Annotated in this window: 14 protein-coding genes; all 14 read right to left on the bottom strand. The window is 61.5% G+C overall.

Annotation, left to right across the window (positions count from 1 at the left end):
- Positions 1-310 precede the first annotated feature (310 nt).
- On the bottom strand, positions 311-1,795 hold the full coding sequence (locus AOBCEHNH_RS00720) for a phosphohexomutase domain-containing protein (protein WP_226803170.1): 1,485 nt from the start codon (positions 1,793-1,795) through the stop codon (positions 311-313).
- A 173-nt stretch (positions 1,796-1,968) separates the two neighbouring features.
- On the bottom strand, positions 1,969-2,358 hold the full coding sequence (locus AOBCEHNH_RS00715) for a metal-dependent transcriptional regulator (protein WP_118272283.1): 390 nt from the start codon (positions 2,356-2,358) through the stop codon (positions 1,969-1,971).
- Positions 2,359-2,525: 167 nt separating this feature from the next.
- A complete protein-coding gene (pepT, locus tag AOBCEHNH_RS00710; protein ID WP_152062786.1) occupies positions 2,526-3,758 on the bottom strand; it encodes a peptidase T in 1,233 nt (410 codons plus the stop codon).
- Positions 3,759-3,898: 140 nt separating this feature from the next.
- Positions 3,899-5,050, bottom strand: coding sequence for an LCP family protein (locus AOBCEHNH_RS00705; protein WP_152062785.1), 1,152 nt, complete (start codon positions 5,048-5,050; stop codon positions 3,899-3,901).
- A 12-nt stretch (positions 5,051-5,062) separates the two neighbouring features.
- On the bottom strand, positions 5,063-6,346 hold the full coding sequence (gene murA / locus AOBCEHNH_RS00700) for a UDP-N-acetylglucosamine 1-carboxyvinyltransferase (protein WP_152062784.1): 1,284 nt from the start codon (positions 6,344-6,346) through the stop codon (positions 5,063-5,065).
- Positions 6,347-6,434: 88 nt separating this feature from the next.
- On the bottom strand, positions 6,435-6,839 hold the full coding sequence (gene atpC, locus AOBCEHNH_RS00695; RefSeq protein WP_006723600.1) for an ATP synthase F1 subunit epsilon: 405 nt from the start codon (positions 6,837-6,839) through the stop codon (positions 6,435-6,437).
- Positions 6,840-6,844: 5 nt separating this feature from the next.
- Positions 6,845-8,278 (bottom strand): F0F1 ATP synthase subunit beta, encoded by a 1,434-nt coding sequence (gene atpD / locus AOBCEHNH_RS00690; RefSeq protein WP_006723599.1) that lies wholly within the window; start codon positions 8,276-8,278, stop codon positions 6,845-6,847.
- Positions 8,278-9,189 carry an ATP synthase F1 subunit gamma gene (gene atpG, locus AOBCEHNH_RS00685; RefSeq protein ID WP_006723598.1) on the bottom strand — a complete coding sequence of 304 codons (912 nt, stop codon included), beginning with the start codon at positions 9,187-9,189 and terminating at the stop codon, positions 8,278-8,280. Before atpG ends, atpD begins: the two co-directional genes overlap by 1 nt.
- 8 nt (positions 9,190-9,197) lie before the next feature.
- The gene (atpA, locus tag AOBCEHNH_RS00680) at positions 9,198-10,814 is read right to left on the bottom strand and encodes a F0F1 ATP synthase subunit alpha (RefSeq protein WP_152062783.1); all 1,617 of its coding nucleotides are present in this window, start codon (positions 10,812-10,814) and stop codon (positions 9,198-9,200) included.
- Positions 10,815-10,818: 4 nt separating this feature from the next.
- Positions 10,819-11,301 carry a F0F1 ATP synthase subunit delta gene (locus AOBCEHNH_RS00675; protein ID WP_006723596.1) on the bottom strand — a complete coding sequence of 161 codons (483 nt, stop codon included), beginning with the start codon at positions 11,299-11,301 and terminating at the stop codon, positions 10,819-10,821.
- Positions 11,294-11,896 (bottom strand): F0F1 ATP synthase subunit B, encoded by a 603-nt coding sequence (gene atpF, locus AOBCEHNH_RS00670; protein ID WP_118272239.1) that lies wholly within the window; start codon positions 11,894-11,896, stop codon positions 11,294-11,296. The genes AOBCEHNH_RS00675 and atpF overlap by 8 nt, the downstream gene beginning before the upstream one ends.
- A 46-nt stretch (positions 11,897-11,942) precedes the next feature.
- A complete protein-coding gene (locus tag AOBCEHNH_RS00665; RefSeq protein WP_118272240.1) occupies positions 11,943-12,137 on the bottom strand; it encodes an ATP synthase F0 subunit C in 195 nt (64 codons plus the stop codon).
- A gap of 98 nt (positions 12,138-12,235) precedes the next feature.
- Complete coding sequence (atpB, locus tag AOBCEHNH_RS00660) at positions 12,236-13,036, bottom strand: F0F1 ATP synthase subunit A (RefSeq protein WP_152062782.1); 801 nt, start codon at positions 13,034-13,036, stop codon at positions 12,236-12,238.
- A gap of 11 nt (positions 13,037-13,047) precedes the next feature.
- Positions 13,048-13,338 (bottom strand): hypothetical protein, encoded by a 291-nt coding sequence (locus AOBCEHNH_RS00655; protein WP_118272242.1) that lies wholly within the window; start codon positions 13,336-13,338, stop codon positions 13,048-13,050.
- Between the last annotated feature and the right edge of the window lie 239 nt (positions 13,339-13,577).

Below are 13,577 nucleotides of genomic sequence, written 5' to 3'. Positions count from 1 at the left end.
GGCCTGACTAAGTCAGACCTTACACAACTGTTCTTGAAAAGTACATCACTGCTGACACCTTCTAAATGGTGTCTCCACTTGTTCCGTCTCTTCGCGGTATCCGGTTCTCAAGGTACCCGCCGCGGGTCTTCCGAGCTCGTTCGCTCTCGGCCACCCGCGCGGCGAAGAGATATATTGCCAGAGTCCCGCCGCCGCGCAAAGGGTTATTTGTGTCTCCATATTTTGCACATATTTAACTCCCGACTGCTCGTTTCCTTATCCATATATATGCGTTGGTCCTTGATGCGAAACAGCCCGTCAACGTGGTGTTTTACCCAAAGTCTCCGCGCGCTATGGCGCACCCGGCTCCCAACAATTCATCGCGCATCTCAATCGTCTGGGCCTCCGCATACACGCGGACCACGGGTTCTGTGCCCGACGGCCTCAACAATAACCATGATTCATCGGCAAATTCGAAGCGCAAACCATCCATATGACTCACCGACGAGGGCACGCGCCCCGCGATAACCGGTGGATTCAATCCCGGCAAGATCGTCCTGAGCATTTCGATGATCTCCTGGTCGAGACGCACGTCGCGGCGGGCATAGTAATAGTGGCCGCACGCCCCCTCGAGCTTTTCGACCAACTCACCCAGAGGCATTCCCATAGTGGCCATGGCCTCACATAGCATCAGGTTGGTGAGAAGGCCGTCGCGCTCGGGCATATGGCTCGCAAAGCCGATGCCCCCGGCCGCTCCCCCACCTAGCAGTACGTCACCCTTGAGCATCTCGCCATAGATATATTTGAATCCCACGGGCTTGATGTTCAACTTGCATCCCAGCATCCTCGCAGTTTTGCGCGTGATAACTGACGAAGACTGGTTCAACACCACTCGTCCGGTCATCCCTCGATTGACGCATAGATGGGCCAGTACCAGAGCAAGCACCTTTTGCGCGCTCACAAAGTGTCCGCGCTCGTCTACGGCGCCTACCCGATCGCCATCCCCGTCGTTTACCAGGCCCGCATGTGCTCCCTGTGCCAGAACCTCGCACTCGCAATCGTCGACCCAGGGCTCCACCGGCTCAGGATGTGTTTCGTCCGTCTCCGCATCGGTGACCCCATGAATTTCAAGGACGTCGACTCCCATTGCACGCAATAGATCCGCGAAATAGCGGCTTGCGGACCCATACAGCGGGTCATACACAACCTTTAGATGGGCCGCCGCAATCGCTTCGGTGTCGACCAGCGTGTAGAGATGATCGAAATACCTGGTCAGAAAATCGCACGTTTCAATTGCGCCGCGTTCGGGAGTTGGGTCGGAGGGAATGGCCCGCTCGAGCTCCTCATAAATTTCGTCCGAGCCTATACCGCCGTCCGCCTGGCGGAGCTTGATGCCCTGATAATCGTTGGGACTATGCGACCCGGTCACCATGAGGCCGCCTACGGCCCGCACATCCTGCGCGACAGTCCATGACAATGCGGGTGTTGGGACATACCGATCGGACACTTTGACGTGCAAGCCATGCGAGGCAAGGACCTTACCCGCCAACCGCGCGAAATGATCGGCACCTGGGCGCATGTCGTATCCGACATACACCAAGGCGCCGGGTGCGCGACGCGCCCACATCTCACCCGCGGCATCGGCCACACGGATCACGTTGTCGTCGTTAAAATCGCCATCAAGCCGGGCTCGCCAGCCGTCAGCGCCAAAATGAAGTATCGCGCCCATGCGCGCATGCACCCCTTGCGGTGGTCTGTGGTTGACGTCTCTGCATAGCTCGGTATACCCGAACCGCGACGGACCAACCAGCGTCACGCCTTTCTAAGCAAACTGTAAGATTCTCCCGCTTACTTGAGGTTGCGCATAACGACAGGTGCCCACTCGGCAAGCGCCTCTCGAGATGATATCAACCAAACGCAAAACCCCCTGCAAGGAGGCCATAACCGGCGTACTTGCAGGGGATCCTCATGCGTGGGGAGCTCCAGGCATCAGTCAACGAGTTTGATTCCGTCGCGCTCCATGTGGGCGATCCAGCGATCCATGGTGTCCTCGGACAGGGCGTGCTCCATCTTGCACGCCTCCTCATCTGCGCGATCGAATTCAACACCCAGCTCATCAGTCAGGAAAGCTCGCAGCATACGGTGCCGACGCCATACGGCAGCTCCTATGGACCTTCCCTCTTCGGTCAGGCGGACCTTTCCGTAATGCGCCTGTTCGACCATACCCTGTGATTTGAGCGATGCGATCGCCTTGTTGACCGAAGCTTTGGAGACATCTAGACGCTGCGCGATTTCGACCGAACGGATGCCATCGGTACCCTGGTCGGGCCCCTCCGCCTCGATGCGCACGATGCACTCGAGGTAATCCTCATTTGCCATGGTGAGATGTGGTTTGGCGCCCTGATCAGCTGCTTCCACGTTTGTTCCCTTCACTTCGGTTCTCTGCGCTGCATTCTACCCCAAAGACGCCGAGCGCCCCGAAGCCCGAACGGACAAACGGAGAGCTCGGCGTGCTTCTGCGCAATTGCAACAGATTTCGTGATAGTTTATGCGGCGAACTTGGCCACCAGATGGGTCAGGACATCGACCATGGTTTCGAGCGACTTCACCGGAATGAACTCGTTCACTCCGTGGCAGCAATAGGCTCCCGTAGAGAGGTTCGGGCAGGGCAACCCGCGGAAGGACAGCTGAGCGCCGTCGGTGCCACCGCGGATGGGAATGACGTTGGGCTCGACGCCGGTCTCGGCGAACGCCTCCTTGGCGAGGGTGATGAGCTCAGGACACTGCGCCACCTTCTCGGCCATGTTGCGGTACTGCTGCTTGATCTCGACGGTCACGCGCTCGCAGCCCTGCTCCTCATTCATGAACGACACGGCGGACAGCAGGTGATCGATCTTGGCCTGGAACTTGCCGGCGTCGTGATCGCGGATGATGTAGCGGCTCGTCGCATGCTCAACCGTGCCGCTGATGCCCTCGAGATAATAGAAACCCTCGTACCCGCTGGTGTACTCCGGGCGCTGCGCGGCGGGAAGCAGGCTGTGGAAGCGATGCGCGAGCTCGGCCGCGTTGACCATGCGGCCCTTGGCATCGCCGGGATGGATGGAGAAGCCCTGGAAACGCACGACGGCCTCGGCAGCGTTGAAACACTCCCACTCGAGCTCGCCGATCGGGCCGCCGTCAACCGTGTAGGCGTACGCGCAGCCGTAGGCATCCAGATCGAGCAGCTCGGCGCCATGGCCAATCTCCTCGTCGGGGCAGAAGCAAATGCCCAGCTCGGGATGAGGCAGAGCGGGGTTTTCCACAATGAGGGCGACGAGCGCCATGATCTCGGCGATGCCGGCCTTGTCGTCTGCGCCCAACAGCGTGGTGCCGTCGGTGCATACGAGCTCCTCGCCCACAAGGTCGTTCAGAGCGGGCAGCAACGCGGGGCTGATGGAGATCGCCTTGCCATCGACCATGGCGCACACCAGGTCACCGCCCTCGTAAGTCATAACATGAGGCTTCACGCCAAAACCGGGGGCCTGCTCGGTGGTATCGAGATGCGAGATCAGCCCAAGGCGCGGACGGTCCTCGGCACCCTCACTTGCGGGGATCCAAGCCGTGACATAAGCGTTCTCGGTCACCGTGACATCACGGGCGCCGAGATCGCGTAGCTCATCGGCGAGCATGTTGGCAAGGTCGAACTGAATGGCGGTCGAGGGAACCTGATCGCAGTGCTCATCGGCAGACTGCGTGTCCACCTGGACATATCTCAAGAAGCGGTTGAGGACATCGGACATGGATGTTCCTTTCTAGTTGGGCGGCGCCCCACATGAGGAGGCCGATACGCGAAACACCCCCAGCGTATGCCAGGGGTGCTTGCAAGTCAAAGACACGTATATATGTTTGCGAGTCCGTAACGAAAGCTAATCGCGCTCTCCTACTCGGCTGCCGACCCGTCCTCGGTGTCACCGGATGCGAACGCGGAACCCGAGATGTCGCTCAGCGTGGAGCCGTTGCCCGTCTCGCTGCCCATGGTCTGGGGGCCATCGGGGTTCTCTCCGGCGTCCACCTTGTCCATCATCTCGGCGAGCTTATCCTCGTACACGAACACGTAGCTCACGCCGTTCACATACGTCGTGCCATCGGCGTAGGACGGGATGTTGGCGACGTACATATCGTTGCCCACGTCCATGCCACGCATCGCGTTGGCCACCGCCAGGATGTCCTGCGGGCTCAAGGTGGTGATCACCACGTTGGAAAGGGACTCGATCGTGCCCATGATGCTGGCGGGGTCAAGGTCGTTCAAGATCTTGGAGGCCAGGGCACCAAGCACCTGGCGCTGATGGCGCATGCGGGTGTAGTCTCCGTCGGCGTAGGTGTAGCGGCAACGGGCGTAGGCAAGGGCGGTCCTGCCGTCCATATGCTGCCAGCCCTTCTCGACTTTGACGTCGAGGTGCGCCGGATCGTCGACCTCCTCGGTGGCTTCCAAGTCAATGCCGCCGACGGCGTCGATGAGCTGCTCCATGCCGGGGAAGTTGACCTCGGCATAGTGCGACACCTTTTGCTCGCCGTCGAAGCACAGGTCGTTCACGGCCTTGATCACGCCCTCGGGGCCATCGATGGAATGGGTTGCGTTGATCTTCATGGTCTCGCCCTTGTAGACCACACGGGTGTCACGCGGGATCGAGATGAGCGCGGCCTTTTTCTCGACGGGGTCGACTCGCGCCAGGATGATCGAGTCGGAGCGATACACGTCCTCGCCCGGACGGCCGTCCGTGCCGAGCAGGAGCATGTAAAACGGCTCGCGCGCGACATCGGAGTCGTTCAGGATCTGCAGGACGTTGGCACCGATGAAGCCGTTGCCGCTCAGGTTGCCCGCAATGCGGAAGAACCAAGCTCCAACGCCCACAACGCCCACGAGCAGCACCGCGAGCACCGCGCCGAGAATACCACGCTTGATCATGCGGCTCTTACGGCGCTGGCGGGCGCGCTCGGAGTAACGGCTCACGTTATCGCGGCTGTAAATCCTACTGCTGGCACCCGTGGAGGGCTGGCGGCCCTGCTGGACCGGGATCTTTCTGTGGCTCATAGAGTACCTACGCTAGTCGTCGATGGGGTCGGGTACGCTCAGACGCTCGACATGAGCACCAAGCGAGCAGAGCTTCTCAACGAAGCGCTCATACCCGCGGTCGATGTGATGGATGGCGGACACCTCGGTGTAGCCCTCGGCGATAAGGCCGGCGACCACGAGAGCCGCACCGCCACGCAGATCGGGCGAGGTGACCTGGGCTCCGGAGAATCCGTCCACGCCGTGCACCATCGCATGATGGCTCTCCACGCGGATGTCCGCGCCCATGCGAACGAGCTCGGAGGCGAACATGAAGCGGTTCTCGAAGATGTTCTCCGTAATGATGGAATTGCCGTCGGCAAGGGCGGATAGGACCATGATCTGGGCCTGCATATCCGTGGGGAAGCCAGGGAACGGCAAGGTCTGGATGTCGACCGGCTCAATGCGATCGGCGCGATAGGCTCGGACGCCGCTCTCGATGCGATCGATGCGCACGCCCATGAGCTCGAGCTTCTTGATGACCATGCCGAGGTTGATCGGGTTGAAGCCCGTGACCTCGACGCCCGACTCATCGGCCATGAGGGCGGCGGCGGTGATAAAGGTGCCCGCCTCGATACGGTCGCCCACCACGCGGTGGGTCACTGGATGCAGCTCCTCCACGCCCTCGATCTGAACGACGGGGGTGCCGGCGCCGGTGATCTTGGCGCCCATCTCGTTGAGCATGTTAGCGAGGTCCACGATCTCGGGCTCGCGCGCCGCGTTGTCGATAACGGTGGTGCCCTTGGCCTTGACCGCAGCCATGATGAGGTTCTCCGTGGCACCGACGCTGGCGAATTCGAGCGTCACCGCCGTACCGGTAAGACCCTCGGGTGCGTCGGCGTGAATGTAGCCGTGATCGGTGTCGAACTGAACGCCCAAGGCGCCAAGGCCCAGGATGTGCATGTCGATCTTGCGTGCACCGAGGTTGCAGCCACCGGGCATCGCGATCTTGGCACAGCCAAAGCGCCCAAGCAGCGGACCCATGACGGCGGTCGATGCGCGCATCTTGGCCACCAGGTCATACGGCGCCTCCCAGGAGGACACGGCAGAGGTATCGATGCGCAGCGTGTGCTCGTCGAGCACGTCGATGGTGGCGCCCATGCGCTTGAGCACCTTGCCCATCACATGGACGTCCGAGATGTTGGGCACGTTCTCGAGTGTGGTGGCACCCGGCGCGAGCAACGTTGCGGCCATGAGCTTGAGCGCGGAGTTCTTCGCACCCGAGACGGCGACCGTGCCGCTGATGAGATGACCACCTTCAACGCGGATGATATCCAAGCGTTTCCCTTTCAAAAAAACATGCCCGGGGCCGTTCCCCGGGCATGATGTCAATCGCTGTGCGCGCGAACGGTTTGTTCGCCTGCGCCTACTGAGCAAGCAGCAGCTTGCACCATGCGATTTCATTATAGAGGTAGGCGCGACGAGCGTCGCCCTCCGCCATATTCCCCAGCTGGTCTTCAAAACCTGCAAGCCTGGCGTTCACCTCGTCGACATCGACCTTCTCGGTGTCGATGGCGCGCTCGGCGAGCACGATGACCTCGTCGTTCGCAACCTGGACATATCCGTCCGTCACCGCAAAGACATGGTCGACGACGCCCATCTTGGTTTCGGAGACGCGGATATGGCCACCGTCGATCGTGCAGATCTCGCTCGCATGATGCGGGAGAATACCGAACTCTCCGACGGTGGAGGGCACCGCCACGTACGCGACGGCCCCCTCATACACGCACTCCTCGGGGCAAACGATTCGCAGCTGCATGGGCTTTGCCATGGTTCCTACGCCCCCATCTTAGCGGCGCGCTCACGCACGTCGTCAATGGTGCCGGCATAACGGAATGCCTGCTCGGGCAGGTTGTCGCACTCACCGTCGACGATGGCCGCAAAGGAGCGGACCGTATCGGCGACGCGGATGTAGACACCGGGGTTGCCGGTGAACTGCTCAGCGACATGGAAGGACTGGGAAAGGAACTGCTGCAGCTTACGAGCACGGTTGACCGTAAGGCGCTGCTCCTCGGACAGCTCGTCCATACCGAGAATGGCGATGATGTCCTGCAGGTCGGAGTACTCCTGGAGAAGCTCCTGAACCTTGACGGCGACGCGGTAGTGCTCCTCGCCCACGATCGCGGGGTCGAGCGCGTCAGAGGAGCTCGCCAGCGGGTCGATGGCCGGGTAGAGACCGAGCTCGGCGATGGAACGCGAGAGAACGGTCGTGGCGTCGAGGTGGGTAAAGGTCGTGGCAGGAGCCGGGTCGGTCAGGTCGTCGGCGGGGACGTAGACGGCCTGGACCGAGGTGATGGAACCGGTCTTGGTCGAAGTGATGCGCTCCTGCAGGTCGCCCATCTCGGTAGCCAGCGTGGGCTGGTAGCCAACGGCGGACGGCATACGGCCGAGCAGGGCCGAAACCTCGGAACCCGCCTGAGAGAAGCGGAAGATGTTGTCGATGAACAGCAGGACGTCCTGGCCGCGATCGCGGAAGTACTCCGCCTCGGTCAGGCCGGCCAGGCCGATGCGCAGACGCGCTCCCGGGGGCTCGTTCATCTGACCGTAGACCAGGCAGGTCTTGTCGATAACACCGGACTCGCTCATCTCCAGGTACAGGTCGGTGCCCTCACGGGTGCGCTCGCCGACGCCGGTGAACACCGAAGTGCCGCCGTGCTCCTGGGCGAGGTTGTTGATGAGCTCCTGAATCAGAACGGTCTTGCCAACGCCGGCGCCGCCGAACAGACCCGTCTTACCGCCACGGATGTAGGGCTCGAGCAGGTCGACGGCCTTAATGCCGGTCTCGAAGATCTCGGTCTTGGTGGTGAGCTGGTCAAAGCTCGGGGCGGGATGGTGAATCGGGTACCAGGCATCCACCTCGGGCATATCCTTGCCATCGACAGGCTGGCCCATCACGTTCCAGATACGGCCGAGGGTGCCCTTGCCAACGGGCATCTTCATCGGGGCGCCGGTGTCGACGACCTCGAGGCCGCGCTGAAGGCCGTCGGTGGAGGTCATGGCGACGCAGCGAACCACGTCACCGGGCAGCTGGCTCTCAACCTCGAGAATCGTGTCGATGTGACCCACGGGGGTATCGACGTCGACGGTCAGGGCGTTGTAGATGTTCGGCACACCGCCCTTGAATTTGACATCCACGACGGCGCCGATGATACGGACGATATGTCCGACACCGGCAGTCTTCGCGGAGTCCATATCAATGAAATCTGCCATTAATGTTCCTCCAATGCAGCGGCCCCGCCCACGATCTCATTGATCTCGGTGGTGATGGAGGCCTGGCGTACACGGTTATAAGTGCGCGTGAGGTCGGCGATGATCGCGCTTGCGTTCTCGGTGGCCGAGTGCATCGACTTGCGTCGGGCACCCTGCTCGGCCGCTGCGGAGTCGATCATGGCCTGGTGGACGACGGTCAGCACGTAGCTCGGGATCAGCTTGTCGAGCACGTGCTCCGCGGAGGGGACGAACTCGAACGGCGAGGCGAGACGCGTGGGCGCCTCATCCTCGTTCGCACGAGGACCGCGAGCGGTGCGCAGCACTTCATCGTCCAACGGCAGGATGCGCTCGGAGCGCAGCACCTGCTCCACGCGGTTCTTCGCATGGAAGTAGACGATGTCCACGCGACCGAAGCGACCCTGAGAGAAGCCGTCGATCACGTAGTTGGCCACGACGCGGGCATTCTCAAGCGTGGGGTCGTCGGACTCGCCGACGATGCCCATCACCTTGCAGGGGTACTTGCGGAAGTACTCCGTCACCTTACGGCCGCAGGTAATGAGCTCGACCTCCTTCGCACCGTGACGGTGGAAGTGCTTGATGCGCTGCTCAGCGGCGCGCTCGACCTGCATGTTGAAACCGCCGGCAAGACCACGGTCGGAGCTGATCGCAATGACCAGCGCGCGCTCGTAGGTCTCGGGGTCCACGAGGAGCGGCGAGTTGACGTTGAGCGCAGGATCGGTCGCCACGGTGAGCATGACGTCGGTAATCGCGGCGGAGTACGGCTCGCTGTTCTTGGCGCGCTGCAGGGCACGCGCGATCTTCGCCGTGGCGACCATTTCCATGGTGCGCGTGATCTGCTGGGTCGTGGAGACCGAACCGATGCGCTTTTTTATTTCGCGGAGGTTGGCCATAGGGCTTACTACTCTCCAGCTTCGTCGGCGACCGACTTGACGGGCGCCTTCCCGGAGTCGCGAGACGCCAGGAACTGATCCTTGTAATCGCTGATCGCCTGCTCGAGCTCCTTGCCGATGCGATCGTCGATCTTGGCGGAGCGGAACTCCTCCAGGAGCTTGCGGTAGGCACCGTTCAGGAACTCCACCAGACCGTCGCGGAAGGGCACGACGTCCTCGAGAGCCATGTCATCGAGGTAGCCCTTGTTTCCCGCGTACAGCACGGCGACCTGATCGACGACGTCCAGCGCCTTGAAGCGACCCTGCTTGAGGAGCTCGGTCATGCGAGCACCGTGGGTGAGCTGCTTCTGCGTGGTGGCGTCGAGGTCGGAGCCGAACTGGGTGAAGCCGGCGAGCTCGCGGTAGGACGCGAGGTCCAGACGCAGGTTGCCCGCCTGCTGCTTCATGGCCTTGGTCTGCGCGGAACCACCGACGCGCGACACGGAAATGCCGACGTCGACTGCGGGGCGCTGACCCTGGTGGAACAGCTCGGACTGCAGGTAGATCTGACCATCGGTAATCGAAATCACGTTGGTCGGGATGTAGGCGGAAACGTCGCCATCCTGCGTCTCGATGATCGGCAGGGCGGTCAGGGAGCCGCCGCCGTTCTTCTCGGAGAGCTTGCAAGCGCGCTCCAGAAGGCGAGAGTGCAGGTAGAAGATGTCGCCGGGGTAGGCCTCGCGTCCGGGCGGACGACGCAGCGTCAGCGACATCTGACGATAGGCGACGGCCTGCTTGGACAGGTCATCGTAGATGACGAGCACGTGACCGCCAGGGTTGGTGGCGCTGGCGGGCTGGCCGTCCTCGCCGTTGTACATGAAGTACTCGCCGATGGCGGCACCCGCCATGGGGGCGATGTACTGCAGCGGCGCGGAGTCTGCCGCGGTGGCGCTCACGATGACGGTGTAGTCGAGAGCACCGTGCTGGGCAAGCGTCTCGCGAATATTCGCGACCGTGGAGGCCTTCTGGCCGATGGCCACGTACACGCAGATCATGCCCTTGCCACGCTGGTTGATGATGGCATCGATGGCAATGGCGGTCTTGCCGGTCTTGCGGTCACCGATGATGAGCTCGCGCTGGCCGCGGCCGATCGGGATCATCGCGTCGACGGCGAGCAGACCCGTCTGCACGGGCTCGCACACCGGGGTGCGCTCGATGACGCCAGGGGCCTTGAACTCGATGGGGCGACGATGCGTCTCGCCGACGCTGCCCTTGCCATCGATGGGCTGACCAAGCGGGTTGACGACACGACCGAGCATGCCGCGACCCACGGGGATGTCCATAACACGACCGGTGGTGCGGCAGGCGTCGCCCTCCTTAATGGAGTCGACATCGCCGAACAGAACTGCACCGACCTCTTCGCGGTCAAGGTTCTGAGCCAGGCCGTACACGGTCTTGCCCGTGATGGAGCTAGTGAACTCAAGGAGCTCACCGGCCATCGCGCTTTTGAGACCGAAGATGTGAGCGATACCATCGCCCACCTCGGCTACGTGGGATACTTCTTGGGTATCGACGGTAGCCGACAGATCATACAGGCGCTGCCGTAGGATCTGCTCGATGTTCTCGGCATTGATTGCCTCGGACATGTGGCTATACCTCCGAATTCATTCCGGGTTGAGTCATGACCTTATAGGCCTGCTCAAGTTGGTGACGCACGGATGCGTCGCGGCGGTGTCCGTTGACGGACAAGATGATGCCGCCGGTAATTGACGGATCGACATGCTCGATCAGGAACACGTTGCGACCCAAATCAAGTTCGCACTTCTGGGTGACCAGCATGCGCAGCTCGTTGTCGAGCGGGACCGCCGTAGTAACGGTAACGCCGACCGTGGCCTCGTCGCCCTCGGCCATCTCGCTATAGAGGTCGAGGACGGCGCCGAGCTTATCGAGGTCGCCGTTGGCGGCCATCTGCGAAAGGACGGAGAGGACCTCCGGGCTCGCATTCGCGTCGGCCTTGAGGGGCTCGATGTTCTCGAGAACGCGGTTCTCGGTCTTGGCCGCCTCAAGCAGGGTGCGCGCGTAGGTTTCCAGCTTGCGCTTCTCGAAGCGATCGCTGATGGACGGATTAGGCATTGAGCTTACCCACTTCCGCAAGATACTTCTTGATGAGCTCGCGCTGCTTGGCCTCGTCGTTGGCGAGGGTATCGCCCACGATGGAGGTGGCCACGGCGACGGACATCTTAGCGATGGTGTCGGTGGCACTCATGTACGCGCGCTTCTTCTCGTCCTCGGCGCGGTCCTGCGCCTTGGCGATGATGTCCTCGGCCTCGGCGTGAGCGGCTGCGACGATACGCGAACGCTCCTTTTCGGCGTCGCCGCGAGCCTCGAGAACGATCTCGGAAGCCTTGCGACGGGCCTCGGCGACGATGGCATCGGCCTGATCGCGAATCTCGGCCGCCTCGGCCTTGGTGGCGTCGGCCTGCTCGAGGCTGTCCTCGATCTTGTGCTCACGGGCATCCAAAACGGAGATGACCTTAGGCCAGACGAACTTGGACAGCAGGAACCAGATGATCAGGAAGATGACGAGCGCGGGAATGAACTCGGCAATCTTGGGGATCAGGATATCCACGCCACCCGATTCGGTTCCCTCAGCAAAAGCCAGGGCGGGGGTAAACAGCACCGAGGCGGCGGCCCCAAGTGCGATACCTGCGCTTTTAACTTTTTTCATGACTCCCCCTCGGGATTCACGCCCGGTACTCTTGCGAAGACCGAACTTATTTGACAACCAGTGCGACGACGAAGCCGATCAGGGCCAGAGCCTCGGCGAAGGCGGCAGCCATGATGAAGACGGTGAAGACGCGGTCCTGAACCTCGGGCTGACGGGCCATGGCGCTCGCGACGCCGTATGCTGCCAGACCGATAGCGACGCCCGCGCCGATAACACCAAGACCGTAACCGATAACTCCCACAATTCCTCCTTGAGTTCATGCGCCGCCTACCGGCGCATCTTGAACACGATACCTATATCAAATGCCCCGTATGGGATATGGGCATTTGGTACCCAATATTAGTGGCCCTCAGCCTCAGCGCCCTGAATGTACACGGCGGTAAGGACGGTGAAGACGTACGCCTGGATGACACCGACGAAGATCTCGATCGCATAAATCACGAACAGGATCGCGCCGAACACCAGGGACGGGATGGCCCCCAGGACGTTCGCGGCGGTGAGCTGCGCAATGAGCGGCTCGGCGAACAGGGAGACCATGAGGGCGAACGACCCGAGCACGATATGGCCGGCGAACATGTTGCAGAACAGACGCACGGCGAGCGTGATGGGGCGAAGCAGCGTGGAGATGAGCTCGATCACCCAGATGAGGATGTTGAGCGGGAACATGACGCCCTTGGGCGCAAGGCTCTTGATGTAGCCCCAGACGCCATGGTTCTTCATGCCCACGCGGACGAAGTAGATGAACACCACGAGCGCCAGGGCGGCGGTGGTGGAGATGGTACCCGTGCCGGGCTTCATGCCGGGGATGATGCCGATGATGTTGTTCACCACGATGAACATGAACAGAGTGCCCAGGAACGGCAGGTGACGACGCCAGGACTCCTTGCCCAGAATGCCCACGCCCACGTCGTTCTCGAGGTACTCGATCACGTACTCGACGGCATTGGCGAAACGGCCGCGAGGCACCACGGCGACGCGCTTTGCGAACGCGAACATGATGATGAGCAGCACGATCGAGGAAACGATCAGCCAGAACGTGTACTGCGTCAGGCCTGAAACCAAGTCGCCGACCACCGGTATCGAGCTGAAGCTCGACACAAGGTGGTTAATCTCGGCCGGCAGCTTATCGAATGCTTCCAACGCTAACCCTCCTAGAGTCTACGACTCATCGTTATGACGGCGAGAACCGCCCACATGACCAGGAACCCTCCGAGGAACCCGATCGCGAACACCACCAAATCCGCTGGCGCCACAGCCCACATCAGGGCTAATGCCGCCATCAGAAAGACAAACGATATCGCAAGCGCCGCCATTCCCTTGCCGACCGTCGGTCGCATGCACTTCTTCCGCGCAAGCAAGACCACCGTCAACATGGGCATGAAGCCGGCGACGCCGATTCCCATCCCCGCCACGAGGACGCCGATGTCACTGGAATCGACCATCGTTCGCCTTTCCACTGCACAATCATGACCGTCGCGGCCATCTCATCCCATGTCCGAAACACGGGGCAAAATTGCCCTTAACCGCACGATTACCAGTGACTGGCAGTATATCGCTCGGCGTTTCACGCGCAAGGAAATTTTGACAACTGGACTATGATTATGAACATCTGTTCACAAAGAGACACCCGTGAAATATGTTTCAACACATATACGCGCAGATGTCTCTTTTCCTTCACGAA

Source organism: Collinsella intestinalis (assembly GCF_902501455.1).
Lineage (GTDB): Bacteria > Actinomycetota > Coriobacteriia > Coriobacteriales > Coriobacteriaceae > Collinsella > Collinsella intestinalis.
Note: the sequence above shows the minus strand (reverse complement) of the source record. Positions and strands in the feature narration are given on the sequence as shown.

Excerpts from the sequence above, each read along its gene's own strand:
- AOBCEHNH_RS00715 (WP_118272283.1), bottom strand. The coding sequence starts at position 2,358 with ATGGCAAATGAGGATTACCTCGAGTGCATCGTGCGCATCGAGGCGGAG.
- pepT (WP_152062786.1), bottom strand. The coding sequence starts at position 3,758 with ATGTCCGATGTCCTCAACCGCTTCTTGAGATATGTCCAGGTGGACACG.
- AOBCEHNH_RS00705 (WP_152062785.1), bottom strand. The coding sequence starts at position 5,050 with ATGAGCCACAGAAAGATCCCGGTCCAGCAGGGCCGCCAGCCCTCCACG.
- atpC (WP_006723600.1), bottom strand. The coding sequence starts at position 6,839 with ATGGCAAAGCCCATGCAGCTGCGAATCGTTTGCCCCGAGGAGTGCGTG.
- atpD (WP_006723599.1), bottom strand. The coding sequence starts at position 8,278 with ATGGCAGATTTCATTGATATGGACTCCGCGAAGACTGCCGGTGTCGGA.
- atpG (WP_006723598.1), bottom strand. The coding sequence starts at position 9,189 with ATGGCCAACCTCCGCGAAATAAAAAAGCGCATCGGTTCGGTCTCCACG.
- atpA (WP_152062783.1), bottom strand. The coding sequence starts at position 10,814 with ATGTCCGAGGCAATCAATGCCGAGAACATCGAGCAGATCCTACGGCAG.
- AOBCEHNH_RS00675 (WP_006723596.1), bottom strand. The coding sequence starts at position 11,301 with ATGCCTAATCCGTCCATCAGCGATCGCTTCGAGAAGCGCAAGCTGGAA.
- atpF (WP_118272239.1), bottom strand. The coding sequence starts at position 11,896 with ATGAAAAAAGTTAAAAGCGCAGGTATCGCACTTGGGGCCGCCGCCTCG.
- AOBCEHNH_RS00655 (WP_118272242.1), bottom strand. The coding sequence starts at position 13,338 with ATGGTCGATTCCAGTGACATCGGCGTCCTCGTGGCGGGGATGGGAATC.